This window comes from Gilliamella sp. LMG 34361 (genome assembly GCF_984569075.1).
Map to the genome: position 1 here is coordinate 1,170,890 of NZ_OZ474903.1, position 25,001 is coordinate 1,195,890.

Sequence of the window (25,001 nt, forward strand, 5' to 3'; positions counted from 1 at the left end):
TTGGTTATGCTACACAATTCTATTATAAGAAACTACCAATAATTATTATATTGTCATAAAAAGTTTTCATGCAATTGAGCTTGCGATTTAAGACTATAGACTTTATAGTCCTTCATACCTTATAAAAAATCGAAAATTGTAAAAACGACAGGTAATCGACACGATGAACAGTACGTCTTCAAATAGTGATCTTAAGCGAAATCTCTCCAGTAGACATATTCAATTAATAGCAATTAGTGGTGCTATTGGTACGGGGTTATTTATGGGCTCAGGTAAGACAATCAGTCTTGCTGGACCATCTATTCTTTTTGTGTACATGATTATTGGGTTTGTTTTATTTTTTGTTATGCGAGCGATGGGCGAAATTTTATTGTCTAACTTGAATTATAAATCCTTCAGTGATTTTGCTAACGATTTATTAGGTCCTTGGGCAGGTTTTTTTACAGGTTGGACCTATTGGTTTTGTTGGGTTATTACAGGAATAGCTGATGTTGTGGCTATCGCCGGATATGCACAGCACTGGTTTCCTGAGTTGCAAGCGTGGATCCCGATGTTGCTTACGGTTATCGTTCTATTAACCTTGAATTTGTTGACGGTAAAAATGTTTGGTGAAACCGAGTTTTGGTTCTCGATGATTAAAATTGTCGCTATTTTAGCTTTAATTGCTATTGGCCTTGTTTTAGTTGTTACCGCCTATCATTCGGAACAAACCAATACTACGGCTGCTTTTTCTAATCTTTGGCAATATGGCGGTTTCTTCCCTCATGGCACTATGGGCTTTTTTGCAGGCTTCCAAATCGCAATTTTTGCCTTTGTTGGAATTGAGCTTGTTGGTACGACCGCTGCTGAAACATTAGATCCAAACAAAAATTTACCGCGGGCAATCAATTCAGTACCAGCACGGATTATCTTTTTCTATGTTTTTGCCTTGATTATTATCATGAGCGTAACACCATGGCAGTTTATTTCACCAACTAAAAGTCCATTTGTTGAACTCTTTACACTAATTGGTTTACCTGCTGCTGCAAGTATAATCAATTTTGTGGTATTGACGTCGGCCGCTTCTTCAGCAAATAGTGGTATTTATTCAACCAGTAGAATGTTGTTTGGTCTTGCTAAAAAACAAGATGCACCTGAACCATTTGGTAAATTATCAAGACGCTCCGTTCCTGCTAATGGCTTATTATTTTCGTGTACTTGCCTATTTGGTGGAGTAGTACTGATTTATTTAGTGCCTAATGTAATGGAAGCATTTACTATTGTTACGACTATTTCGGCTATTTTATTTATGTTTATTTGGTCGATGATTTTGATTTCTTACATCGCTTATCGTCGTAAAAAAGTTAAATTACATCAAGATTCGCAATTCAAAATGCCAGGTGGAGTTTTTATGTGTTATGTTTGTCTAGCTTTTTTTGCTTTTGTAATTGTACTATTAACGTTTGAAACCGATACATGCCAAGCGCTGATTGCAACGCCGCTATGGTTTGTTATTTTAGGTATTAGTTATTATATTCGTGCCTCAAAACGCCAATAACATCCATATTCAATCGGCAGGAGGATTTCCTGCCGGTTATCAACTCAAATATTCTTTCCCTGATATTTTATTTGACCAAATAAAACTCGCTACAATCCCCAAAGATAAAATGCCTAACACTACATAAAGGCTAACTGTTGGGCTAACACCATAACCAAATAGATGATAACTAGCATTCAAGGCCAATTTTGCTGCAATAAAAAGTAAGCTAATGACAGCTTTATTTAAGTGAACAAGATATTGTTGTATCGCTTCTAAAACAAAATACATGGTTCGTAGTCCCAAAATAGCAAAAATCATGGCACTATTGACAATCAATGGTTCTTGGCTAACGGCAATGACTGCAGGAACAGAATCAAAGGCAAACATCACTCAATACAATCACCATAGCACATAAAAATAGAGGCGTTGCATATCAGACACTTTTAGGCATTTTTATTAATCAGATCACTATTTTCTGGCTTAGCTAACTCAACGTTTAGTTGTGTTTGGGTTAATAAGAAGTGACGACCGACTATTTTACAGTAAAAAGGGAAAATACGTTTGGCGAGACGATAAGCAAAATATTCTGAATAATCTTTAATCTTTTCATCATAATCTTGATTTTTCAGCATCATAAATCCAGTTAAGGCAACTACAACAGAAAAAATCAGTTCCATCCAAGGTCCTAATGATAATAAACTTGTACCTATTACAACAAAAATAGCGCGGAAAATAATTGCACCAATCACACCCCAATAAAATAAGTGATGCCGATAATTGTTGGGAATGGCAAACCAAGAAAACAGTGCTATAATGGCAAATAAATTATCTACAGGCAGTACTTTTTCAAGTACATAATCTGTGATAAATAAACTCGCTCTTTCACCGCCATAATGAATATAGAGATAAAGTGCAGAACCCAAAGCAACAATAATCCAAAATAATGTCTATATTATTGCGCTATTTAAGCTAATGGGCTTATCGTCATGATGAGCGTATAAATCAATTATAATTACAGCTAAAGCCAGAATGATGAATCATAGCTTTGTTACCTATATTTAGTTATTTCTAGGAATAAATTAAAAAATATTACAATTAATAACAGACTGAACATAATTTTAAAAGTGGTTGAGTATATATTGATAGGCTTATCAAAAAAAGATATATTTGTTACCTTTATTTCACTAATATTATTTAATAATCATTTGAGCATATATTCATGACAAATATAAGGGTGTCTTTTTTATTCATTACTGCTTTTTTTTCAAGTTTATTGCAAGCACAATCAGTTGAACCATATATTTCATCTTTACCTAAGGGTAGTGATTTATCAATTTTGGTGCAAACTGTTGATGGCAGTCCTAAAACATTAGCCAAATATAAAAGCGATCAATTTAAACAACCAGCCAGCACGCAAAAGGTAATCACCGCATTAGCTGCACAGCTTGGACTGGGTAGTGATTTTCAGTTTGTTACTGGCATGTACGCTAATGGTTCAGTTAGTAACAAACAACTCAATGGCGATCTTGTTATTAAATTGAGCGGTGATCCTACTTTCAGCCGTGACAGATTAAAAAATATGGTTAGCGCCCTTCGGCAAAAAGGGGTAGAAAAGATTTCTGGTAATGTTATTTTAGACACTTCTATTTTTGCTAGTCATGATAAAGCAGAAGGATGGTCGTGGAATAATTTGACGGCTTGTTATAATGCGCCGGCATCGGCCGCGACAATCGATGATAACTGTTTTTACGCAACAATCTCACCTGGTAAGGTAGGGGGTAAAGCCTCTATTTCGGTTTCATCTAATATCCCTGTTATGGTTTCAGGCGATGTCAGAACTATTTCAGCGAGTAGTAAAGATGCAAATGACAAATATTGTGAGCTTGATGTTAGTGCTGATAAAAATCGTTACTATTTATCTGGATGTATTGCCTCTAACGCTGGCAAAATGCCATTAAAGTTTGCGGTGATGGATCCAACTGCGTACTTCTCAACCGCTTTAAAAAATGAACTCAAACAGCAAAAAGTAACTTATGGTGGACGGATTTTTGAAAGAAAACAAAAATCAACAGGTTCATTAACCTTACTTACCTCAAGTCAATCAGCACCGCTTTCTGAGTTATTAACAGTTATGCTTAAAAAATCAAATAACCTGTATGCAGATACCATTTTTAGAACATTAGGTGCTCGTTATTATAGTACTTCAGGTACATGGCGTAATGGTGGTGATGCGGTTAAACAAATCCTCCGTAAAAAAGCCAATATTGACTTAGAAAATTTAGTGATTGCTGATGGTTCGGGTTTATCACGTCTTAACCTAGTTAGTGCCAACAAACTAATGGAAATATTGCAATATATTTCAGCGCATAATAACCAACTTGCTTTCATTGAAAAATTACCGATTGCCGGTGTAGATGGTACGTTGCAAAATCGTAAAAGCTTTAGTCAAGCCCCTTTTAAAGAAGCAGTTAAAGCAAAAACTGGCTATATTCAAGGTAGCTACAATTTAGCTGGATTTATTCAAAAATCAGACGGACGTTATGTTGCCTTTGTACAATTATTATCAGGATACCGAGCTGATAGTACAGGCGAGCCTAAAAATGGGGCAATTATGAAGTTCGAATCTGAATTTTATAAGAATTTTATTAATTAGATTTTGCTAATTAATCCGTTGAGATTTTAGGGCGATGTTATTTATTATCATCGCCCTTAATTTTACGTTAGAAATTTTCAGCTAAAAAACCACCACTTTGATGCTTCCAAAGTTGAGCATAAAGCCCATCTTTACTAAGCAACTCTTGGTGAGTTCCTTGTTCAATAATTTTTCCTTGGTCTAACACAATTAATCTATCCATTGCTGCAATCGTCGATAATCGATGGGCGATAGCAATAACGGTTTTACCTTCCATTAAGGTATACAAGCTTTCTTGGATGGCCTGCTCTATTTCAGAATCAAGCGCGCTCGTCGCTTCATCTAATAACAGAATTGGGGCATTTTTTAGAATGACCCGAGCAATGGCAATACGTTGACGTTGTCCACCTGATAATTTTACCCCACGCTCACCAACAAAAGCATCATAGCCAGTTCTTCCATTTGCATCGACTAGGGTTTCAATAAAATTATCGGCATGGGCTTTTTTAGCGGCGATTATCATCTCTTGTTCAGTGGCATGATTGTTACCGTATAAAAGGTTATCTTTTACTGAACGGTGTAATAATGAGGTATCTTGGGTTACCATACCAATTTGAGCACGTAAGCTCTCTTGATTGACTTTGGTAATATCTTGACCATCAATAATAATCTGTCCATTTTGTAAATCATAAAAACGTAATAATAGATTGATTAAAGTTGATTTTCCTGCGCCAGATCTGCCGACTAAACCAATCTTTTCACCCGGTTTAATGGTCAAATTTAAGTTATCAATAATGGCATTTTTTAATTGCGCATCATAACTGAAATTTATCTGTTTAAACTCGATTTTGCCGTCGGTCACTTTAAGTGCTGGTGCATCAGGTTTATCAACCACGGTTTTAGCGACACAGAAGGTGTTAATACCATCTTTAACCACACCAATATTTTCAAATAGCGCTGCCATTTCCCACATAATCCAGTGTGAAAAACCATTTAATCTAAGCGCAACAGCGGTTGTGGTGGCAATAGCTCCAACACCAATTAAATTATTAGTCCATAACCATAACGATAAACCTGTTGTTCCAAGTACCAGAAAAATAGACAGTAAGTGATTAACAATTTCAAAACTACTGACTAAACGCATTTGCTTATTAACGGTAACCAAAAATTCATCCATCGATTCTTGTGCATATTTTGCTTCATTACCCGCATGAGAAAACAGTTTAACTGTCATGATATTTGTGTAAGCATCAGTTACTCGGCCTGTCATGGTTGAACGCGCATCAGCTTGCATACTTGCCACTTTACTTAATCGTGGAATAAAGTAATACATTGCAATACCATAAACAAAACACCAGATCATAAACGGAACTAAAAGCCGAAGATCTAACTGACCAATGATCGTAGCCATAGTGATAAACGAAATCAAAACATAGATAAAAATATCAGCAACTAAAAAGCAGGTATCTCTGATAGCAAGTGCAGTTTGCATGACTTTTGCCGATATTCTGCCGGCGAACTCATCTTGAAAAAAGCGCATGCTCTGATTTAGCACTAATCGATGCAGATTCCAACGCAGTCGCATTGGGAAGTTTCCAGCCAAACATTGATGTTTAATGATGGTTTGAAGCGCAATAATAATCGTACTAGCTAATATAATAACCGTAAATGCGATTAAGGTTGATTTTTCCTGTTGCCAAAATTGACTTGGTGAAACAGCCGCCAGCCAATCAACAACTTTACCCAGTGCTGCATATAAAAAGGCTTCAAAAGCACCAGCTAATGAGCTTAGTATGATTAATAATAGTAAGAAAGAGCGTGTGCCTTTCGTAGATTGCCAAATAAAGCTAAAAAAGCCTTTGGCCATTGGTTGTGGTTCATCTTTTGGATAAGGTGATACCAATTTTTCAAAAAATCGATACATAATAAACCTATTAGTTATAAGGTTACTCATTGATTTATCAAAGATATAAAAAAGTGAGTGTTATAAACGCTGAGTGCTATAAGCAAAATATGATATTTTTAAATTAAAAAAGACATCACTTCAATACCTATTAAATCAACATTGTGAAAAGTTAAAAAAGTTGAGGAAAGGGGTTTTTGAGCTTTCCTCAAGACAAATTATATATTCAATAGTATTCAATTACTAATAATTGTATTAAAAAACGTCTTTAATAATTTGTACTACTCGCCCAACAACATTATATTTTTCAAAATGGGTTTTAGGGACTTCAATTGTTGGGTATTGCTCATTATTACAGATCAAAATCCAATTCCCCAGTGATAGGCGTATTTTTCTTAATAGCGTAGAATTTTCGTATTCTAATAGGTAAATTGCACCATCAATTATTTCTTTTGTATCAGTGTTAATAATTAATCCATTATTATTTTCGATATCCGGTGCCATTAAATCACCTTTCGCCCAATAAATAATGAGTTTTTTGATATCTAGACCACGATGAGAAGCCCAACCTTCAACAATAGGGTAATTCATGACTGGTGGTGTTTCACGTACATAACGTTGATTTTGTGCTTCTTCCTTAGTTGGTAATTGTTTTTTATAAACCGGAATACGATAGATATTTTCATTATAAACTTCATTATTATCATCGTCTTTAGGATCTAACACTTCTAATTTATAACCAGTTGCTAGCCAATTAAATGACACATTGCATTTTTCGGCAATCACTTCTAATCGTGTTAGTGAAGGATAGGTTTTTCCCGATAAATAATCTCGAATTACCGTTTCAGACATATCACATTTTTTTGCAAAGGCTGAAACCGATAAGCCTTGCATTGACGTATGTAGCCTATCTTTAAAAGTTTTGACATTTTTATTTTTAATCATATTCATTTATGTCTCGTTTTTATTTTTTCATCCGTTTGATAATTATAGTGTATTTTTTATGAGTTTTATATATGAGTTTAAATGAATATTCCTAATTTTATTAACTTTTAATATGATTTTTTGCTAAAAATCGTTTTATTACAAGAAAAAATATTCTGTTTTCGTGTAAAAACAAAAACAAATGAGGGTTGTTAATAAAAATAATTGCTGTTTTTTCTGTTTTGTTTTCTGTTTTTTTCTGCGAAAATTGCGAGTAAATTTATAAATTATAAATTTTTTTTAATGTTAGTTTGATATTAATTAAATATCAATTATTCCATTTTGTGCACATATATTATATTTAATATATTGATTTATATTATTTAATGGGTGTTTTAAGGAGATTTTTCTATATTTACTAAAATACAAATAAAAACGTTGACTAAAACGAAAAAAAGTGGATAATAAGCAGCGTAAGGATTTTTCATTGTTTTCTTTCCTTATATTCCTTATATTTCATGTTGGCCCGTATATTTTATGCGGGTCTTTTTTTATCTAAAATTAACTTGTCATGAAATCCCACCATAAAAAGGGTATAATCAATCCCATTATTTAATAATCTATCTGTTCAATTAACTTGTTCAAATAGCGTTACATCATTAAATGAGGTTTTAATTATGTCATTTAGCATTCCACATCTTTTAGTTTTTCTTGCCGTAGTGGTTCTCATTTTCGGAACAAAAAAATTACGTAATCTAGGTTCCGATCTTGGTTCAGCGCTTAAAGGTTTTAAAAAAGCGATGAATGATGATGAAGTTGAAAATGATAATAAGCTTGATAAGCAATAATCCTATTTATTAATATGAAAACGCAATTTGATGTCGCTATTGTTGGGGGCGGATTAGTTGGTCTAGCAACCGCATGTGCACTTAGCCAATACAATTTAACAGTAGCAATTGTAGATACTAAGGTTAATGATTACCAAAATTTTGCTTTTGACAAAATAGCAATAAGAGCTTCTGCGATTAATAGTGCAAGTCAGCAATATTTTTCTCAAATTGGTATTTGGAACGATTTGTACGCCAGCAAACGCGTTCGCGCATTTAGTGAGATCGATGTTTGGGAAAAAAACGGTTTAGCTCATCTTACCGCACATGCTAAAGATTATGGTTATCCAAATCTTGGTTATATTATCGAAAATAATCTCATCTCTTACTATCTTTATCAACATGCCCAAACAAATCCTAATATCACTATTTTCAACTTAGCCGCTATAGATAATAATTGTAATCAAGATGATGCCTTTTTAACTTTAGCGGATAATACTCGGTTACAAGTCAAACTGATCATTGGAGCTGATGGTGCCCACTCTTGGCTGCGTAGGCATGAAAAAATTTCTCTGCTTGAACGTAATTACCTTCATCATGCGGTGATTACTACAGTTGAAACACAATATCCTCATGGGGCCTGTGCCAGACAGATTTTTTACCCCAACGGCATTGTTGCGTTTTTACCACTTTGGCAAACCAATAAAAGTTGTTTGGTCTGGTCGACTAAACCAGAACAAGCTGCAATTTTAACCTCGTTGACTGAATCTGAATTTTGCCAAGAATTGTTTAAATTAACGGGTGATAAGGTGGGGCAATGTAAATTAGTTAATCCAAGAATGGTGTTTCCATTAAAAGCGCGGTTTGCCAAACAATTTATCAAACATCGATTAGCACTAATTGGTGATGCTGCTCATACTATTCATCCATTAGCTGGACAAGGTGTTAATTTAGGTTTTCAAGATTCTGCATTGTTGGTAGCAACAATTAAAAATGTTTTTGATAAACAGAAAGATATCGGTTTGGTTGAAAATTTGAAATCATTTCAATTTACTCGTCGTAAAGATGCTTTAGTCATGTTGACTGCAATGCGGACTATTCAAGATATGTTTAATGGTGATAACGCCCTTAAAAAGATGGTAAGAACGGTTGGCATGAATACTATTAATAACTTTTCACCATTAAAGAAACACTTAATCAAATACGCCATGCAGATTTAATTTGTGGATTAATCCTGTAGCTTTCGCTACAGGTTAATTATTTAATCATCAACTTATTTAAACGCGACTTGATAAGATGTAGGTATATATGGAGATGATGGGATTCGTAATGGCCAATAAGGATCTTCCAATAAACCACGACCAATCGCGACTAAATCGGCATCACCTGTGCTTAGTACATAATCAGCAACATAAGGATCTTCTAGCATACCAACGGCGATGATCGGCAAATTAGTAACTTGTCTAATTGCTCGTGCTAAATAAACTTGGTACCCAGCATGGAATTGTGGCGAATGGTTTGGATCTAACAAACCATCACCACCGCCACTGACATCTAAAATATCGGCACCAGCTTGCGCAAAACGTTTGGCAATTTGGCAGCCATAATTAACATCATAACCATTAGCGCCATATTCTTGGGCGGAAAAACGAACAATCAGTGGCATATCATTTGGCATAACTGATTTTGCAGCTTTAATAACTTGTTCAGCGAATAATAATTTATCTTGACCATATTCATCGGTTCTTAAATTCGTTTTTGGTGAACAGAATTGGTGAATCAAATAACCATGAGCACCATGTAATTCAATGGCATCAAAACCGGCTTCCACGGCACGTTTGGTTGATTGTCTGAATTTTTCGATGATATCGATAATTTCATCTTTGGTTAATTCTCTTGGCATTTGGTATTGCCATTTTGGATTAGCTTCGACGTTGCCATCATAACGAATAGCGGAACAGGAAACGACATCAGGTTCACCTAACGCTTTTCGACCTGCATGGGCAATTTGAATTGCGATTTTACCATTTTGTTCGTGAACCGCATCGACAATACGTTTTAGCTTATCGCGTTGTTCATCATTCCATAATCCCAAACAATTTGGTGATATTCGCCCATTTGGTGCAACATTGGTCATTTCTAAAATAATCAAGCCTACCCCACCAACCGCGCGTGAAACATAATGAACAAAATGCCAATCATTAGCCAAACCGTCTTTTGCTTGATATTGACACATAGGCGGCATCACAATGCGGTTTTTGAGTGATAGATTTTTTACTTTAAATGGCGTATTAAGATAGGATATTTTTGCCATGAGTGACTCCTGTTTTCAATGATAGTGCAAATATTGATGGTGCAAATATTAACTGATAAATGATATATGGTGTTTAAAATCGGAAAATTAAATGGATAACCGTTAAAAAACCCCGTTCCTCAACTTTTTTGGTAATTAAGCTGTTTTAGTGTGGTGAGCTGATTTTAGATAATGTAACCAGCATAACAAACCTAATAATCCTAAGACTGTTCCAGAAATAATTATCGCGATCCAACCGTAGTTGCTATATAAATAAGTCGAAGCGATAGATCCCAACATGCCACCAATAAAATAACTTACCATATAACCAGTATTTATACGACTACGTGCTTCTGGGCGAATTTGATAAATGGCATTCATATTTGATACATGGGTAACTTGCACCGCAAAATCTAATAAAATCACCCCTAAAATTAAGGCTAAAAGTGAATACTCGGCAAGTGAAAGCGGTAGCCAAGAGGCTAGGAGTAAGATTAAGCCAATGGTGGTTGCTAAATAGCCTTTTCCTTGGTCTGATAATCTGCCAACTATAGGTGAACCTAGTGCACCAGCTGCGCCAGCCAAGCCGAATAATCCGATTATAAAATCGGAATAATGATAAGGCGTATTGCTTAATAAAAAAGCAAGTGGTGTCCATAGCAACGAAAATAGCGCAAAGGAGATAATTGCCAACAATGATCGAATACGTAGAACAGCTTCTTGTTTATATAACGAACCAATCGATAATAAAAGTTGGAAATAATTGATATTAATTGTGTTTTTATAAGTAGGTAGTGATAACCAAAGCAACAAAGTGACAATGGTCATAATCGTCGAGGCAATCCAATACACATAGTGCCAATCAGTCATAGACGAAACAAAACCAGCAAACGCTCGTCCTAATAAAATTCCAAGCAACATTCCACTCATTAACGTGCCGACAATTTTGCCTCGATGCTCGGGATTTGATAGTGTTGCCGCAAATGGAATGAGTACTTGGGCAACAGTTGAAAATAGACCTGTCATAGCCGTACCTAGCATCAGCATCCACAAACTTTGTGATATTGCGCTAATAATCAGACCACAAGTTGATAATATCATCAAGGTTAGTATTAATCGTTTCCTTTCGATTTTATCCCCCAGTGGAGTGATAAATAATAAACCTACAGCGTAACTAAATTGCGCAGCCATGATGATAAAACCAGCATGTTTAACCGCAATGTGTAAATCATCAGTTATTGAGTGCAATAGTGGTTGAGCATAATAATTACTTGCAACGGTTACCCCAATTGCAAATGCCATTAGGAATACTAACCATGCCGATAAACCTTGTGCCTGTTTGCTATTCATAATAAACAAGTTAGCTAATAAATGATGGGTAATTATATATCAAACGGTTATTAGATACTGATAAATTGTCATGATTAACGTAATTGATTTAATAAATTATATACAGGCGTGGCTAAGCCGATTTTCGCATTCTCTGAATTGAGCTTATACCAATAACCGTTTGACTCATCCAAGCACTTTGTGTTATTTGTTATCTTACAGTAAATGGGCACAATATCTAAATGAAAATGGCTAAAGGTATGTCGAAATGCAACTAATTGTCTGAGTTTACTGGTTTTAATACCATGGTTATCTAGCCAATCTGTTAAGGCGTGCTCGCTGGTAAATTGCGGTAAGCAGTATAATCCACCCCAAATACCAACTGGGGGCCTTTTTTCAAGCCAAATCATATTATCCTGTTCAAGCATTAGAAAATAAGCGGTTTTTTCAGGAATCGTTTTTTTCGGTTTTTTCGTTGGATATTGTTGCCAACTGTCAGTTTTATATGCTACACATAATTGATGCAAAGGACATAGACTACATTTAGGCTTAGAGCGAGTACAAACCATCGCGCCAATATCCATCATGGCTTGATTAAATTTTGCAATCTCATGTTTAGGTGTAACTTGCTCACTTAATTGCCAAAGTTGGTTCTCAACATTTTTATTGCCCGGCCATCCTTCGATAGCAAAAGAGCGGGTTAACACCCGCTTTACATTACCATCTAATATTGGATAATGTTGATTTTGCGACAGAGATAAAATGGCCCCAGCAGTTGAACGGCCAACTCCCGGTAAGGCAATAACATCATCAAATTTGGTGGGGAAGTTACCATTGAATTTATCGGCGATAACTTGTGCAGCTTTATGTAGATTGCGAGCTCGCGCATAATAACCAAGCCCTGTCCAAAGATGCAAAATATCATCAATTGGCGCTTTAGCTAAATCGGTAATTTTCGGAAACTGCTTAATAAAGCGCTTAAAGTATGGAATAACAGTCGTGACCTGTGTTTGCTGTAACATGACTTCTGATAACCAAACATGGTAAGAGCTTTTTTCAATTTGCCATGGTAGGGATTTTCTGCCGTACTGTTCATACCAGTTTAGTACGGCATTTGAAAAACGAATGCTAGCCATTACATAATAGCTGTAATTGAATCACTTGGATAACAGCCAAGCACTTTAGTGTATAAAGTGATTGTAGCTAATTCTTTAAGTGCGATTTGCATTTCGTAATCGTGAATATTGCCTTGTAAATCAATATAAAACATCTCTTCCCAAGGTGTGCCATGGATAGGCCGTGATTCAAGTTTGGTCATGACAATATTGTGATTACGTAAGACCGATAACGCATCAACCAAAGCACCAGCTTGCTGGCCAGTTTTCATTAATATTGTGGTTTTAGCTCGAATTTGATCAGACACTTCAATAGGTTCACGCGCTAACACAATAAAGCGGGTGATATTCTCTTTTTGATTAGCAAAATTGTGCTCAAGAACTTGTAAACCATATAATTCACCGCCATCTTTATTTCCCATAGCGGCAATATTAGGTTGATTTAATTTGGCAACAGTTTCCATGGCTGATGAAGTGCTATCACAGTAAACGATTTTCCAATGAGGATAATTTTCTAAGAAATTACTACATTGTTGGAATGGTTGTGGGTGACTATAAATAGTATCTATTTGCTCAAGTTTAGCGTTAGCAATAGCTAAAACGCAGTGATCAATCGGTAAGGATAGCTCGCCAATAATATGTAAATTGGTTTTTTGTAATAAATCATATACTTCATTGATAGATCCTGAACTAGAGTTCTCTATCGGTAACATCCCATAATCAACAACTTGCGATTCAACTTTTTCAAAAACATCTTTAAAGGTATTACAACTAGATTCTGTCAGCTGGTCAAAATGAGTACTAGCGTAACGACGAGCCGCTGAATGTGAATACGATCCTTTTGGTCCTAGAAAAGCTATTTTAGCTGAAGCGATAGCTCCTTGATTAAGTTTTTCTTGTAAAAACTTCTGTTGTAGTAGGACTGAATCTTCAATAATAATTTGATATAAGCGTCTAATTAATAGGTCATCAAGATGATATTGTTTACCTTGCTCGATTAATGCCTTTATCAAAGCGCGTTCACGCGCTAAATCGCGCAAAGGGATGTTTGCATTTATTTTAGCTTGAATAACTTCGGTTGAAATTTGGCGTCTTTCCGCGATGATTTCAATCAATTTATGATCGAGCTGGTTAATTTTGTCACGTAAAGGCAATAATGGATTGGTTGTCATACTTATTACTAGATTAAAAAAAGATGGGCCATATTATAGCAAGCAAAAAAATAAAGGCACTATCAAAGTGCCCTTTTATGAAATTATCAATTAATATTCTTCTTCAATGACTGCACTTTTTATACTGTCAAATGCACGGCGTGATTCGCCTTTATGTTGAAGTTTATTAAGTTGTTTTTCGAGTTTACCAACTAAATCATTAATTGCAGCATACATGTCACTGTGTTTAGCGGAAGCAACGAGTGGTGAGCCTTTGGTTGCAATGGTTGCATCAATAATAAATCCATCTGGCTCTTTAGATAAAATAAAGTGAGGGTTGATTAGTAGCGCTCTCCATTTATCTAATTTCGAAAACTTATCTTCAAGATAGCTACGAATTGCAGGGGTAATATCCATTTGTTTACTGGTAATACTTAAAGTCATAATTGACCTCCACTATGTTTACTTACAAATTGAGCTAATACAATTACTTTATTGATTACATTGACAAATTTTTTGCTTTTCGTCAATAGGTTATTTCATTTTGATTAAACTTTTTGTGACTTTTATCTAAAATAATTTATCACTATTAGTTATTAGGTGGTACAAAGCTGCTTTTAAACTATTTTTTATTATATACTGTGGTTTATTGAAGTTGGTTTAAAGTATAAGTTTAGTTATTTAATGAGGAAGATGTGAGTTATTTAGATAATGTTAAGATTGTTTTAGTCGAAACTTCTCATACTGGTAATATGGGGTCGGCAGCTCGGGCAATGAAAACCATGGGATTAACCAATCTCTGCTTAGTCAATCCAGTAATAAAACCAGATTCCCAATCGATTTCACTGGCAGCTGGCGCGAGTGATATTATTAAACAAGCACAAATTTTTTCTTCTCTGGAAGAGGCGGTTGCTGATTGTTCTTTGGTTATAGGTACCAGTGCGCGTCCTCGTAGTTTACAATGGCCCAATTTAACGCCGAAAGAGTGCGGTGATAAAATTATTGCTGAAGCTGCTTGCCATGCTCAAGTTGCTTTGGTTTTTGGTCGTGAACGAGTCGGATTAACTAACGATGAGTTACAAAAATGCCACTTCCATGTTGGTATTCCAGCTAATCCTGACTATAGTTCTTTAAATTTAGCGATGTCAGTTCAGGTTCTTAGTTACGAAATTCGCATGTCTATGTTGTCAACCCAAAACTCATCATTAAAGCTAGATCATCAAGATGTAATTGAGTATCCTAAAGATGAAGATATTGAGCGTTTTTATCAACATTTAGAGCAAACGTTATTACAGACGGGTTTTATTAACCCTAACCATCCAGGGCAAATTATGGGGCGATTACGAAGATTATTTACTCGGGCTCGTATTGAGCAACAAGAACTCAATATTTTACGGGGAATTTTAACGTCAGTCGACAAAAGGCAGTAAAAGTTATCCCCCTAGCTTATTGCTAATCTAGGGGATTGATACTTCTTGAATTAACTCTTTTTACGCCAAGTTGTGCCGTTAGCACTATCTTCTAAGATAATATTCATTTGGTTGAGTTTATCTCGAGCTTCATCAGCTAAAGCCCAATTTTTACTTGCGCGTGCATCATTGCGTTGTTTAATCAACGCTTCAATCAGCAGGGTATCCTCATCATCTTGATTGTTACCTTGTAAGAATTTAACGGGATCTTGTTCAAGTAAGCCAAGCACGGAAGACAAATATCGTAACTCAGCCGCAAGTTCATTAGCTAATGGCATATCATTTTCTGCTTTAGCTTTATTGATCTCTCTAGCCAAGTCAAATAAGGTTGAATAGGCTTCTGGTGTATTGAAATCATCATCCATCGCCTGACAAAATTGTCGATGATAATCACTATCTGGCGTGTTATGTGGATAGTTAGCATCGGTATCTCTCAAAGCGGTATAAAGTCTTTCTAACGCGGTACGAGCTTGTTTGAGGTTCTCTTCACTATAGTTAAGTTGACTACGATAATGACCTGACAATAAAAAGTAGCGCACGGTTTCGGCATCATAATGTTTTAATACGTCACGAATAGTGAAAAAATTATTTAGTGATTTGGACATTTTTTCTTGATCAATCATCACCATGCCTGAATGCATCCAATAATTTACATATTGACCATCATGCGCGCAAGTTGATTGGGCAATTTCATTTTCATGATGGGGGAACATTAAGTCAGAGCCACCACCGTGAATATCAAAATGATTACCTAATTGATGGCTATTCATTGCAGAGCATTCAATATGCCAACCAGGTCGGCCTTTACCCCATGGTGAATCCCAACTTGGTTCATTCGGTTTTGACATTTTCCAAAGCACAAAATCCATTGGATTACGTTTTACATCAACGATATCAACTCGAGCACCCGCTTGCAGCTGTTCTAAATTTTGGCGAGATAAAATACCGTAATTAGGATCACTATCTACCGAAAACATTACATCACCATTATCAGCAATATAAGCATGCTCTTTTTTTATCAATTCTTCTACTAACCCGATAATTTGTGACATATGATGTGTGGCACGTGGTTCAACATCAGGGCGTTTGATATTAAGTGCATCAAAATCGGCATACATCTCTTTTAACATGCGATCAGTTAATTCATCACAAGTTTCACCATTTTCAAGTGCACGTTTAATGATCTTGTCATCGACATCGGTGATGTTACGAACATAAGTAAGATTGTAACCTAAAAAACGTAAATAACGCGTAACGACATCAAATGCAACAAAAGTACGTCCATGACCAATGTGGCAAAGATCATAAATAGTAACACCACAAACATATAGTCCAACTTTATTGGGTGTAATTGGTTGAAATATTTCTTTTTCTCGAGTTAGTGTATTAAATATTTTTAGCATTATTATTAGTTGCTCATGTCAGATTGCAATTAGCGCTTAATATAACAAAAATCTGAGTATGGCGGAATGACTTATTCTAATCTTCAAGATTAAAAACAGTGCAAATGGCAATTTGATTTAGATGAATGGTGAATTAAATATAATTAACTATCAATATGAAAAGGTGAAATTTGATACAAAAAAATGACGAGTTATAAACTCGTCATTTTATTACGAAATGAATTTATTTGATTAGTCGGTAAAGGTAAATAAGTAAAATAGAACCAAGCACAGAAATAAACAAACTTGGAAAGTTAAAACCTGTCACACTACCCCAACCGAAGAAAGTACTGATATAACCACCAACTAATGCGCCAGCTACACCAAGTAGGATTGTTTTGATCACTCCAACTCGTCCTAATGGCATAAAAAACTTGGCGATCCATCCAGCAATTAATCCTAGAATAATCCAGCTTAAAATACCCATAATAATTTCCTTCGTATAATTAAGTTAAAAGTTACTTTACTTGTATAGCTTAAAATAACAATGTTGAATAGATATTAATAAAACGTAAAATTTACAACTTTAAAAAAATTGTTATCTAAATATGAAGAAAATGATTGTTGTTATGAACTGTGTGAAGCGATAGATGTATGATTTACAACTTCATACAAATACTAAGCGTAGTTTACAATTATTTTTTCAAATATTCTAGGGATTTTGTTTAATTGTAGATGTTGATGATAAATTAACAGGGCGATAATGCAATCGCCCCTAATATCTAACTATTCGAAAATCGTTTTATGTAAAATTTTTATCACATCTTCAGCGTCGTTACTTCTTGCTAGCAGACAAAGATTGTGGGTGCTGGCACCGTAACAACAAAGTCGAATAATAAAGTCATCTAATGCGCCAAACACTTCTTTAGCGATGCCTTTTGTTGTGGTTAGATTGTTACCGATTATGGCAATCAATGCTAAATCTTCTTCAACTTCAACATGACAAACCGTTGATAATTCGTCGAATAACGCTTTAGTTAGTAAGCTATTACCATTAGTACTTGTGCCAGTGGTATCAATGGTTAAAGCAATACTCACTTCTGATGTAGTAACTAAATCAACAGAAATATTGTGTTTAGCCAATATAGTAAATACGTTAGCCAAAAAACCTTGTGCATGTAGCATATTTAAACTAGTTAAGGTTAATAATGTCTGTTTACGACGAAGAGCTAACGCTCTAAAAGAAGGTAATGCAGATTTAATGCTATGTGCATTATAAACAATGGTTCCACCTTCTTGTGGTGCTTTACTTGAACCGACAAATACTGGAATATTGCTACGCACAGCTGGAACAAGTGTTGCAGGATGTAGAACTTTAGCTCCAAAGGTAGCCATTTCTGCTGCTTCAGCAAAAGATATTTCGTCAATACGTTTCGCACCAGAAGTGATGCGTGGGTCGGTAGTATAAATACCGGCAACATCGGTCCAGATGTCGATTTGTGTGGCGTTTAATGCTTCACCAAGTAAGGCTGCGGTATAATCACTACCACCGCGACCTAAAGTTGTGGTTTTGCCTGAACTTTCACTGCCAATAAATCCTTGAGTAACGACAATAGTTTTTGGATTTAATGATTTTAAATGTGCACAACAAAGTTGCTTAATTTCGTCAATTTTGGGAACTGCTTTACCAAATTTATCATCGGTTCGCATTACTTTTCGTACATCAAACCAAATGGCATTTTTTTGTTTTTCTTTTAATATTTCGACAAATAGTTTTGATGACATGATTTCGCCATGACTGACTAATTCATCGGTCAGAGCAGGAGATGTAGCTAAGCTTGCTGCTTCCGACAATGAAGCAATATTGGCAATTATTTGTTCAATTTCAGCGCGTAATGTTGGATTTTCAGGTAGATTTTCTAAAATGCTGTATTGAATGGATTGAATTTTAGCGATATGTTTAGCTCTAACATTGGCATCACGGCCTTCGGCTAAGGCTACCAGTAAATTTGTTATACCAGCAGAAGCAGATAATACAACGACTTTAACGTTAGGATTAGCTATAACAATATTGGCACTGTTAACCATTGCGGGATAATCAGCAACGCTAGTACCGCCAAATTTAGCAATTATAAATGATGTTTCCATGGATTCCTCATATTAAAAATTTTTATTTTTAACAGAGATAGAGCGGGCATGTCCTAATACAGCTAAAAATACATACCGTGAAGCGCTCCACCTGTTAGGGTGACAACCCAAGGGATTCAGCCCTTGCAGCCGATTCAATTGCTTTCTGGAATAACAATCGAACCTCGGCATTACACCCCCTTAATCATCTTTTTACGGCTCCAGCGCCTAAAATGATCTACCTGAGTAATGCGCCTCTTCTTTTTTTGTAATAACAAAATCAGTGTCATATAGGATTAACGATTTTGCTAAGTGTGTCAATAGGTTAATTATTAAAAAATTATTGGTTTGGTTTTAAATAAACTCTTTTTTATAAGCTTCGTTCGAATAATTCTATAATAGTTTGATATAGTTTTTTAACCGAACAATCTTTAGTTGGTGTGCTAAAAATCGTATCATCGCCAGCAATCGAACCTAAAATCCCTTCTGACTTACCGATTGAATCTAATAATCTCGCAATAAGTTGAGCCGCTCCGGGGCTGGTGCGAATAACGACCATTGAATTATTGTAATCAATATCTAATACCAAATTTTTTAATGGGCTACTCGTTGTGGGAACGCTCATTTCAGCAGGTAAACAATAAACCATTTCAGATTTTGCGTTGCGAGTTCTTACTGCGCCAAATTTGGTTAGCATTCTGGAAACTTTAGATTGATTGATATTATCAAATCCCAGTTCTTGTAAGGCCTGTACGATACCTATCTGAGAACTAAACTTTTCTTGTAAAAGCATTTCTTTAAAAGTTTTAGTGAGATCATTTTGTTTCATACTGTTCCTTTAAATTTAATTTATGACTAATGAAGCCGATTGAATGAATCAGTCATATTAATGGGTTAACTAAAATTGCATGATTTCAGTTAGCAATCTTGCAATTATTGGTAATTAGAGTGGTTCGCCTATCAATCTTACCATTTAAATAGTGAATACAATCTACATAATTATGCATGAAATTTGCATAAAATTAAAGATTAGATTTGCTGGTATTTTTAGGACGAAAAGCTTTGACGATGTGATCATGTGTTTCGACATAGGGGCCTTCTAACAAATCAATACAATATGGAATGCTTGCAAATATGCCAGTAATAAGTGTATTACCTTCGCTATCCTTAATTCCTTCAAGGGTTTCTTTAATTGATTTTGGTCGACCGGGTAAATTCAAAATTAAACACTGCTTACGAATAACTCCTACTTGTCTGGACAAAATTGCAGTAGGAACAAAATGTAAACTAATTTGCCGCATTTGTTCGCCAAAACCAGGCATTAGTCGATCTGCAATAGCTAAAGTTGCATCCGGTGTTACATCTCTTATTGCAGGACCCGTTCCGCCTGTAGTTAAAATTAGATTACATTGCAAATCATCAACCAATTGGCATAGCGTTTTTTCAATGATCGGTTGTTCATCTGGGATGATACGTTGTTCAGTAGTAAATGCTGTCTTCAATGCGGTTTGTAACCATGACAATAAAGCTGGAATACCTTCATCTTGATAAACGCCTTGTGATGCTCTATCTGACACTGAAACTAATCCAATTTTGATCATAACATTTATTCCTTAATTTATATTCATCTAAAATTCATAGTGTTAATAATTGGGTAAATAGTGAAATCATATATCCGACAGGCTAAACATGATATCATATTATATAAATAGTAAATTATGGAATTAGGATTCATTTATGTCATCAACGCCCGCACTAGAACTTATAGCGCTCAAGAAAAAATATAAAAATGGTGTAGAAGCATTAAAAGGAATTAACTTAACCGTACAAGCAGGGGATTTTTATGCTTTGCTTGGACCTAATGGAGCAGGTAAATCAACCACCATTGGTATTATTAGCTCTTTAGTTACTAAAACCTCAGGTCAAGTTAAAATCTTTGGATATGATTTAGACACTGATACGGTTAATGCGAAAAGACAATTAGGGCTTGTCCCTCAAGAGTTTAACTTTAATCAATTTGAAGAAGTAATTCAAATCGTTACTAATCAAGGTGGTTACTATGGATTACCACGCAAATTGGCCTTGCAACGAGCTGAAAAGTACCTGCGTATTTTAGATTTGTGGGATAAAAGGCATAGTCGAGCTAATATGTTATCAGGCGGAATGAAAAGACGGTTAATGATAGCGCGAGCACTTGTTCATGAACCAAAATTATTAATTCTGGATGAACCTACAGCAGGGGTTGATATAGAGTTACGTCGTTCCATGTGGGATTTTTTACGAGAAATTAATAAACAAGGCATTACCATTATATTAACGACGCATTATTTGGAAGAAGCTGAAATGCTCTGCCGTCACATCGGTATCATCCAGCATGGAGAATTAATCGCTAACTCATCAATGCGTGATCTGCTAGCAAAAAGTCAATCCGAAACAATCATTATTGATTATGTCCCAACAGCAACCCCAATTTCTCTTCAAGGTTATCATTATACCGATGTCGAATCGGGCATGTTAGAAGTCAGTGTTGATAAACAACATGGTTTAAATCAGTTATTTGAACAACTTAATCAACAAAACATAAAAGTAATTAGTGTTCGTAATAAAGCTAATCGATTAGAAGAATTATTTGTAGATTTGTTGCGCAATGATACCAAAGGAGCTATTGATGAATAATTTATATTGGATTGCCTTAAAAAGTATTTGGCGTAAGGAAGTTACTCGCTTTCTAAGAATTTGGATCCAAACATTGATTCCTCCGGTCATTACGATGTCACTATATTTTATTATTTTTGGTAATTTAATCGGCTCTCGAGTTGGTGATATGGAGGGCTTTAGTTATATGGCATTTATTGTACCAGGTTTAATTATGATGTCGGTCATTACCAATTCATATACTAATGTCTGTTCTTCATTTTTCAGCGCTAAATTTCAACGTAATATTGAAGAAATACTTGTTGCTCCGGTTCCGACTCATATTATTATTTGGGGATATGTTGGAGGAGGAGTCATGCGCGGTTTATTAACAGGTGTGTTGGTGACCGTTGTATCGTTATTTTTTGTAAGATACCAAGTTCATTCATGGCCTTTTGTCATTTTTACCTTATTACTAACATCTATTTTGTTTTCATTAGCAGGCTTATTAAATGCAGTTTTTGCAAAATCATTTGATGATATAAGTATTATTCCCACCTTTGTATTAACACCATTAACTTATTTAGGTGGTGTTTTTTATTCAATCACTATGTTACCTACTTTTTGGCAATGGGTTTCTAAACTTAATCCAATTGTTTACATGATTAATGGATTTCGTTATGGATTTTTAGGAATCAGTGATGTCTCTTTAGTGATTACTTTTTCAATGCTGTTACTATTTGTCAGCATCTTATATTTTATGGCATGGAGAGTAATTGAAAGTGGAAGAGGGCTTAGAAGTTAAACAAATAAAACTAAACCGCCGACAAATGTCGGCGGTAACGTAAGACTTATTTTGCACCAGCAACGGCTTCTTTTGCCATTTCAGTGATTTTAGCAAAATCACCTTTAGCAATTGCATCAGTAGGGATAAACCAAGTTCCACCTACGCAAAGTACATTATCAAGCGCTAAATAGTCACGATAGTTTTTCGGATTTACCCCACCAGTTGGGCAGAATTTCATATAACCACAAGGACCAGCAAACGCTTTTAACGCAGCAACACCACCATTAATTTCAGCCGGGAAGAATTTTAATGCAGTTAAGCCATATTCTTGTGCAGTTAATAATTCTGAAATAGTTGCAATACCCGGAATAACTGGTACAGGACCTTCAACTGCTGCTTTCAAAATAGAATCGGTAATACCTGGAGTGATGATAAATTCTACACCAGCTTCAGTTACTTGTTTAAGTTGTTCAACGGTAGTTACAGTGCCTGCACCGACCACAGCTTCAGGAACTTCTTTAATAATTTTCTTAATTGCGTCAAGTGCACAAGCTGTTCTTAAAGTCACTTCAAGCACTTTTACACCGCCAGCAATTAGTGCTTTAGCCAAAGGGACCGCATCTTCTAAACGCTCAATAACAATAACTGGTACTACTGGACCTAATGTTAAAATTTCTTCAGCGCTTTTTTTCCAATTTTTCATATGTCTTACCTATACTTTATTTACTACTATAGAGCAATAAGCCCTCAAATTATTGAGGGCTTTTTTTACTCATAAATACCTAATTTCTTCTCTAAATAGTGAATATTGGTGCCACCTTTTATGAAGCCTTTATCATTCAAGATTTCTAAATGAAGTTCGATGTTGGTTTTTATTCCATCAATTACCAGTTCTGCCAACGCATTCTTCATGCGAGCAATGGCGACTTCACGAGTTTCACCATAGGCGATTAATTTACCTATCATTGAATCATAATATGGTGGTACAGTGTAGCCAGCATATATATGTGATTCCCAACGAATACCAAATCCTCCCGGAGCATGGAAGCGAGTTATTTTGCCCGGAGAAGGCATAAAGGTTTTTGGATCTTCGGCATTAATTCGGCATTCAATTGCATGACCTTTAATCTTAATATCATTTTGATTAATTGATAAAGGTTGTCCTGCTGCAATCAGAATTTGTTCACGAATAAGATCAACACCGGTAACCATTTCAGTAACAGGGTGTTCTACTTGAATACGAGTATTCATTTCGATGAAATAGAATTCGCCATTTTCAAATAAAAATTCAAAAGTACCTGCACCACGATATCCGATTTCGATACATGCATTAACACAACGTTCGCCGATGAATTTACGCATTTTTGGTGTAATACCGACAGCTGGCGCTTCTTCAAGTACTTTTTGGTGACGTCTTTGCATTGAACAATCACGTTCACCCAAATAAACGGCGTGACCTTGCCCATCAGATAAAACCTGAATTTCGATATGACGTGGATTTTCAAGAAATTTTTCCATGTAAACCATGTCATTATTAAACGCGGTTTTTGCTTCAAGCTTAGTCATTTTGATTGATTGCTCAAGGTCTTTTTCTTCTCGAACAATACGCATTCCGCGACCACCGCCGCCGCCAGACGCTTTAATGATAACTGGATAACCAATTTTTTTCGCAATTTGCTTATTGGTGTCCATGTCGCTGCCAAGTGGACCATCCGAACCTGGAACACAAGGCACACCTGCTTTTTTCATCGCTTCAATGGCTGACACTTTGTCACCCATTAAGCGAATAGTATCTGGTTTTGGACCGATAAATATAAAGCCTGAACGTTCAACTTGTTCAGCAAAATCTGCATTTTCTGATAAAAATCCATATCCAGGATGAATAGCTGCAGCGCCGGTTACTTCGGCGGCAGAGATTAATGCAGGGATATTAAGATAACTTTTGGCAGAAGCTGCTGGACCTATACAAACGGTTTCATCTGCAAGTAAAACATGTTTGAGATCTTTATCTGCCGAAGAGTGAACAGCGACAGTTTTAATTCCAAGTTCTTTACATGCTCGCAAGATGCGAAGAGCGATTTCTCCGCGGTTAGCAATAAGAATTTTATCAAGCATATTCAATCTCTTAATCGTTTAAGTTAACAAATAATTCTGATTATTCAATAATGAATAGCGGTTGATCGAATTCAACTGGTTGACCATTTTCAACTAAAATAGCTTTAATAGTCCCTGCTTTTTCTGATTCAATTTGGTTCATCATTTTCATCGCTTCAACAATGCAAAGCACATCACCAACATTTACAGACTGACCGACTTCAACAAACGCTTTTGATTCAGGGCTTGGTGTGCGATAAAATGTACCAACCATTGGAGATTTTATTGTTGTACCACTATTGGTGTCTGAGATGACTTCTGCTTCAACTGTAGGAGTAACAACTACTGGAGTAGGCGTAGAAGTTGGTTGAGGGATTTGAATATTTTGCACAGGAGCTGAATAGGCAGGTGTCGACCGACTAATTCGAACCGATTCTTCACCTTCAGAAATTTCAAGTTCAGAAATACCTGATTCTTCAACTAATTCAATTAACTTTTTAATTTTGCGTATATCCATGAATTACACCGTGTTTATTTGATATAAATTGTTTTAATGTACCTTTAATATCTTAAAAGCAAGCTTTTAATTCGATACTAAATATTCGATACTAAAAATATAGTAACTCAACATTAACGCGGAAGGATACACTGTAATTCTTAATTTGTCATTATATATCTCCTTTCCAAACACATGCTATACTATTTTCTAGGTATTATTTTTAAATTGCGATACAATAATAAGCCTTAATTATTATTGAGGCTAGCTGTGGTTTTTATCCGCGAAATAATCTATTATTTGTCGGATAAAATTAAAA

At 35.5% G+C, this 25,001-nt stretch carries 22 protein-coding genes, 1 pseudogene and 1 riboswitch; of the genes and pseudogenes, 7 read left to right on the forward strand and 16 right to left on the reverse strand.

Features of this window, described 5'->3' with window-relative positions; all coding sequences use genetic code 11:
- Positions 1-163 precede the first annotated feature (163 nt).
- Complete coding sequence (cycA, locus tag AC5LXI_RS05695; protein WP_493443910.1) at positions 164-1,537, forward strand: D-serine/D-alanine/glycine transporter; 1,374 nt, start codon at positions 164-166, stop codon at positions 1,535-1,537.
- 39 nt (positions 1,538-1,576) lie between these two features.
- Here cycA and AC5LXI_RS05700 read toward each other — a convergent pair.
- Positions 1,577-2,553, reverse strand: a pseudogene (locus tag AC5LXI_RS05700) (TerC/Alx family metal homeostasis membrane protein).
- Positions 2,554-2,738: 185 nt separating this feature from the next.
- Here AC5LXI_RS05700 and dacB point away from each other — a divergent pair.
- Positions 2,739-4,172 (forward strand): serine-type D-Ala-D-Ala carboxypeptidase, encoded by a 1,434-nt coding sequence (dacB, locus tag AC5LXI_RS05705; protein ID WP_493443911.1) that lies wholly within the window; start codon positions 2,739-2,741, stop codon positions 4,170-4,172.
- A gap of 67 nt (positions 4,173-4,239) precedes the next feature.
- Here the strand turns inward: dacB and AC5LXI_RS05710 are convergent, their stop codons facing one another.
- Together AC5LXI_RS05710 and AC5LXI_RS05715 are read right to left on the reverse strand one after the other, a co-directional pair.
- Complete coding sequence (locus AC5LXI_RS05710; RefSeq protein WP_493443912.1) at positions 4,240-6,075, reverse strand: ABC transporter ATP-binding protein; 1,836 nt, start codon at positions 6,073-6,075, stop codon at positions 4,240-4,242.
- 234 nt (positions 6,076-6,309) lie between these two features.
- A complete protein-coding gene (locus tag AC5LXI_RS05715) occupies positions 6,310-7,005 on the reverse strand; it encodes a LexA family transcriptional regulator (RefSeq protein ID WP_493443913.1) in 696 nt (231 codons plus the stop codon).
- A 650-nt stretch (positions 7,006-7,655) separates the two neighbouring features.
- On the opposite strand from AC5LXI_RS05715, the gene tatA reads away from it, so the two are divergent.
- Together tatA and AC5LXI_RS05725 are read left to right on the forward strand one after the other, a co-directional pair.
- A complete protein-coding gene (tatA, locus tag AC5LXI_RS05720) occupies positions 7,656-7,826 on the forward strand; it encodes a Sec-independent protein translocase subunit TatA (protein WP_375334964.1) in 171 nt (56 codons plus the stop codon).
- Between the two features lie 14 nt (positions 7,827-7,840).
- Positions 7,841-9,025, forward strand: coding sequence for an FAD-dependent monooxygenase (locus AC5LXI_RS05725; protein ID WP_493443914.1), 1,185 nt, complete (start codon positions 7,841-7,843; stop codon positions 9,023-9,025).
- Between the two features lie 53 nt (positions 9,026-9,078).
- Here the strand turns inward: AC5LXI_RS05725 and AC5LXI_RS05730 are convergent, their stop codons facing one another.
- The 5 genes from AC5LXI_RS05730 to raiA form a co-directional block, all read right to left on the reverse strand.
- A complete protein-coding gene (locus tag AC5LXI_RS05730; protein WP_493443915.1) occupies positions 9,079-10,119 on the reverse strand; it encodes an NADH:flavin oxidoreductase/NADH oxidase in 1,041 nt (346 codons plus the stop codon).
- Between the two features lie 135 nt (positions 10,120-10,254).
- Positions 10,255-11,448 carry an MFS transporter gene (locus tag AC5LXI_RS05735; RefSeq protein WP_493443916.1) on the reverse strand — a complete coding sequence of 398 codons (1,194 nt, stop codon included), beginning with the start codon at positions 11,446-11,448 and terminating at the stop codon, positions 10,255-10,257.
- A gap of 74 nt (positions 11,449-11,522) precedes the next feature.
- A complete protein-coding gene (mutY, locus tag AC5LXI_RS05740) occupies positions 11,523-12,563 on the reverse strand; it encodes an A/G-specific adenine glycosylase (RefSeq protein ID WP_493443917.1) in 1,041 nt (346 codons plus the stop codon).
- Positions 12,563-13,714, reverse strand: coding sequence for a bifunctional chorismate mutase/prephenate dehydratase (gene pheA / locus AC5LXI_RS05745; protein ID WP_493443918.1), 1,152 nt, complete (start codon positions 13,712-13,714; stop codon positions 12,563-12,565). The genes mutY and pheA overlap by 1 nt, the downstream gene beginning before the upstream one ends.
- 90 nt (positions 13,715-13,804) lie before the next feature.
- Positions 13,805-14,137, reverse strand: a complete 333-nt coding sequence (raiA, locus tag AC5LXI_RS05750; RefSeq protein ID WP_493443919.1) for a ribosome-associated translation inhibitor RaiA — start codon at positions 14,135-14,137, stop codon at positions 13,805-13,807.
- Positions 14,138-14,388: 251 nt separating this feature from the next.
- Between raiA and trmJ the strand changes: the two genes are divergently transcribed.
- Positions 14,389-15,123, forward strand: coding sequence for a tRNA (cytosine(32)/uridine(32)-2'-O)-methyltransferase TrmJ (gene trmJ / locus AC5LXI_RS05755; protein WP_493443920.1), 735 nt, complete (start codon positions 14,389-14,391; stop codon positions 15,121-15,123).
- Positions 15,124-15,173: 50 nt separating this feature from the next.
- Here trmJ and cysS read toward each other — a convergent pair whose 3' ends face one another.
- The 5 genes from cysS to mog all read right to left on the reverse strand — a co-directional run bounded on the left by cysS (position 15,174) and on the right by mog (position 20,272).
- Positions 15,174-16,565, reverse strand: a complete 1,392-nt coding sequence (gene cysS / locus AC5LXI_RS05760; protein ID WP_493443921.1) for a cysteine--tRNA ligase — start codon at positions 16,563-16,565, stop codon at positions 15,174-15,176.
- 223 nt (positions 16,566-16,788) lie between these two features.
- Positions 16,789-17,031, reverse strand: a complete 243-nt coding sequence (locus AC5LXI_RS05765; protein ID WP_493443922.1) for a GlsB/YeaQ/YmgE family stress response membrane protein — start codon at positions 17,029-17,031, stop codon at positions 16,789-16,791.
- Positions 17,032-17,330: 299 nt separating this feature from the next.
- Positions 17,331-18,692, reverse strand: coding sequence for a lysine-sensitive aspartokinase 3 (lysC, locus tag AC5LXI_RS05770; protein WP_493443923.1), 1,362 nt, complete (start codon positions 18,690-18,692; stop codon positions 17,331-17,333).
- Positions 18,693-18,764: 72 nt separating this feature from the next.
- Positions 18,765-18,939, reverse strand: a riboswitch (Lysine riboswitch).
- A gap of 102 nt (positions 18,940-19,041) precedes the next feature.
- The gene (argR, locus tag AC5LXI_RS05775; RefSeq protein ID WP_493443924.1) at positions 19,042-19,500 is read right to left on the reverse strand and encodes a transcriptional regulator ArgR; all 459 of its coding nucleotides are present in this window, start codon (positions 19,498-19,500) and stop codon (positions 19,042-19,044) included.
- Between the two features lie 193 nt (positions 19,501-19,693).
- Positions 19,694-20,272, reverse strand: coding sequence for a molybdopterin adenylyltransferase (mog, locus tag AC5LXI_RS05780; protein ID WP_493443925.1), 579 nt, complete (start codon positions 20,270-20,272; stop codon positions 19,694-19,696).
- Between the two features lie 136 nt (positions 20,273-20,408).
- On the opposite strand from mog, the gene AC5LXI_RS05785 reads away from it, so the two are divergent.
- A complete protein-coding gene (locus AC5LXI_RS05785; protein WP_493443926.1) occupies positions 20,409-21,347 on the forward strand; it encodes an ABC transporter ATP-binding protein in 939 nt (312 codons plus the stop codon).
- Complete coding sequence (locus AC5LXI_RS05790) at positions 21,340-22,110, forward strand: ABC transporter permease (RefSeq protein WP_493443927.1); 771 nt, start codon at positions 21,340-21,342, stop codon at positions 22,108-22,110. Before AC5LXI_RS05785 ends, AC5LXI_RS05790 begins: the two co-directional genes overlap by 8 nt.
- A gap of 46 nt (positions 22,111-22,156) precedes the next feature.
- On the opposite strand, the gene AC5LXI_RS05795 is transcribed toward AC5LXI_RS05790, so the two are convergent.
- The 3 genes from AC5LXI_RS05795 to accB form a co-directional block, all read right to left on the reverse strand.
- Complete coding sequence (locus tag AC5LXI_RS05795; protein WP_493443928.1) at positions 22,157-22,795, reverse strand: bifunctional 4-hydroxy-2-oxoglutarate aldolase/2-dehydro-3-deoxy-phosphogluconate aldolase; 639 nt, start codon at positions 22,793-22,795, stop codon at positions 22,157-22,159.
- A gap of 65 nt (positions 22,796-22,860) precedes the next feature.
- Positions 22,861-24,207, reverse strand: a complete 1,347-nt coding sequence (gene accC, locus AC5LXI_RS05800) for an acetyl-CoA carboxylase biotin carboxylase subunit (protein WP_493443929.1) — start codon at positions 24,205-24,207, stop codon at positions 22,861-22,863.
- A 40-nt stretch (positions 24,208-24,247) separates the two neighbouring features.
- Positions 24,248-24,703: an acetyl-CoA carboxylase biotin carboxyl carrier protein gene (gene accB, locus AC5LXI_RS05805; protein ID WP_493443930.1), complete on the reverse strand. Its 456-nt coding sequence runs from the start codon at positions 24,701-24,703 to the stop codon at positions 24,248-24,250.
- Between the last annotated feature and the right edge of the window lie 298 nt (positions 24,704-25,001).

Bases quoted from the DNA above. Each gene is read 5' to 3' on its own strand.
- AC5LXI_RS05710 (WP_493443912.1), bottom strand. From the start codon at position 6,075: ATGTATCGATTTTTTGAAAAATTGGTATCACCTTATCCAAAAGATGAA.
- AC5LXI_RS05735 (WP_493443916.1), bottom strand. From the start codon at position 11,448: ATGAATAGCAAACAGGCACAAGGTTTATCGGCATGGTTAGTATTCCTA.
- pheA (WP_493443918.1), bottom strand. From the start codon at position 13,714: ATGACAACCAATCCATTATTGCCTTTACGTGACAAAATTAACCAGCTC.
- AC5LXI_RS05730 (WP_493443915.1), bottom strand. From the start codon at position 10,119: ATGGCAAAAATATCCTATCTTAATACGCCATTTAAAGTAAAAAATCTA.
- accB (WP_493443930.1), bottom strand. From the start codon at position 24,703: ATGGATATACGCAAAATTAAAAAGTTAATTGAATTAGTTGAAGAATCA.
- tatA (WP_375334964.1), top strand. From the start codon at position 7,656: ATGTCATTTAGCATTCCACATCTTTTAGTTTTTCTTGCCGTAGTGGTT.
- mutY (WP_493443917.1), bottom strand. From the start codon at position 12,563: ATGGCTAGCATTCGTTTTTCAAATGCCGTACTAAACTGGTATGAACAG.
- mog (WP_493443925.1), bottom strand. From the start codon at position 20,272: ATGATCAAAATTGGATTAGTTTCAGTGTCAGATAGAGCATCACAAGGC.
- AC5LXI_RS05795 (WP_493443928.1), bottom strand. From the start codon at position 22,795: ATGAAAAATTGGAAAAAAAGCGCTGAAGAAATTTTAACATTAGGTCCA.
- lysC (WP_493443923.1), bottom strand. From the start codon at position 18,692: ATGGAAACATCATTTATAATTGCTAAATTTGGCGGTACTAGCGTTGCT.
- AC5LXI_RS05790 (WP_493443927.1), top strand. From the start codon at position 21,340: ATGAATAATTTATATTGGATTGCCTTAAAAAGTATTTGGCGTAAGGAA.
- AC5LXI_RS05715 (WP_493443913.1), bottom strand. From the start codon at position 7,005: ATGAATATGATTAAAAATAAAAATGTCAAAACTTTTAAAGATAGGCTA.
- cysS (WP_493443921.1), bottom strand. From the start codon at position 16,565: ATGCTAAAAATATTTAATACACTAACTCGAGAAAAAGAAATATTTCAA.
- accC (WP_493443929.1), bottom strand. From the start codon at position 24,207: ATGCTTGATAAAATTCTTATTGCTAACCGCGGAGAAATCGCTCTTCGC.
- cycA (WP_493443910.1), top strand. From the start codon at position 164: ATGAACAGTACGTCTTCAAATAGTGATCTTAAGCGAAATCTCTCCAGT.
- AC5LXI_RS05725 (WP_493443914.1), top strand. From the start codon at position 7,841: ATGAAAACGCAATTTGATGTCGCTATTGTTGGGGGCGGATTAGTTGGT.
- raiA (WP_493443919.1), bottom strand. From the start codon at position 14,137: ATGACTTTAAGTATTACCAGTAAACAAATGGATATTACCCCTGCAATT.
- AC5LXI_RS05765 (WP_493443922.1), bottom strand. From the start codon at position 17,031: ATGGGTATTTTAAGCTGGATTATTCTAGGATTAATTGCTGGATGGATC.
- dacB (WP_493443911.1), top strand. From the start codon at position 2,739: ATGACAAATATAAGGGTGTCTTTTTTATTCATTACTGCTTTTTTTTCA.
- AC5LXI_RS05785 (WP_493443926.1), top strand. From the start codon at position 20,409: ATGTCATCAACGCCCGCACTAGAACTTATAGCGCTCAAGAAAAAATAT.
- argR (WP_493443924.1), bottom strand. From the start codon at position 19,500: ATGAAACAAAATGATCTCACTAAAACTTTTAAAGAAATGCTTTTACAA.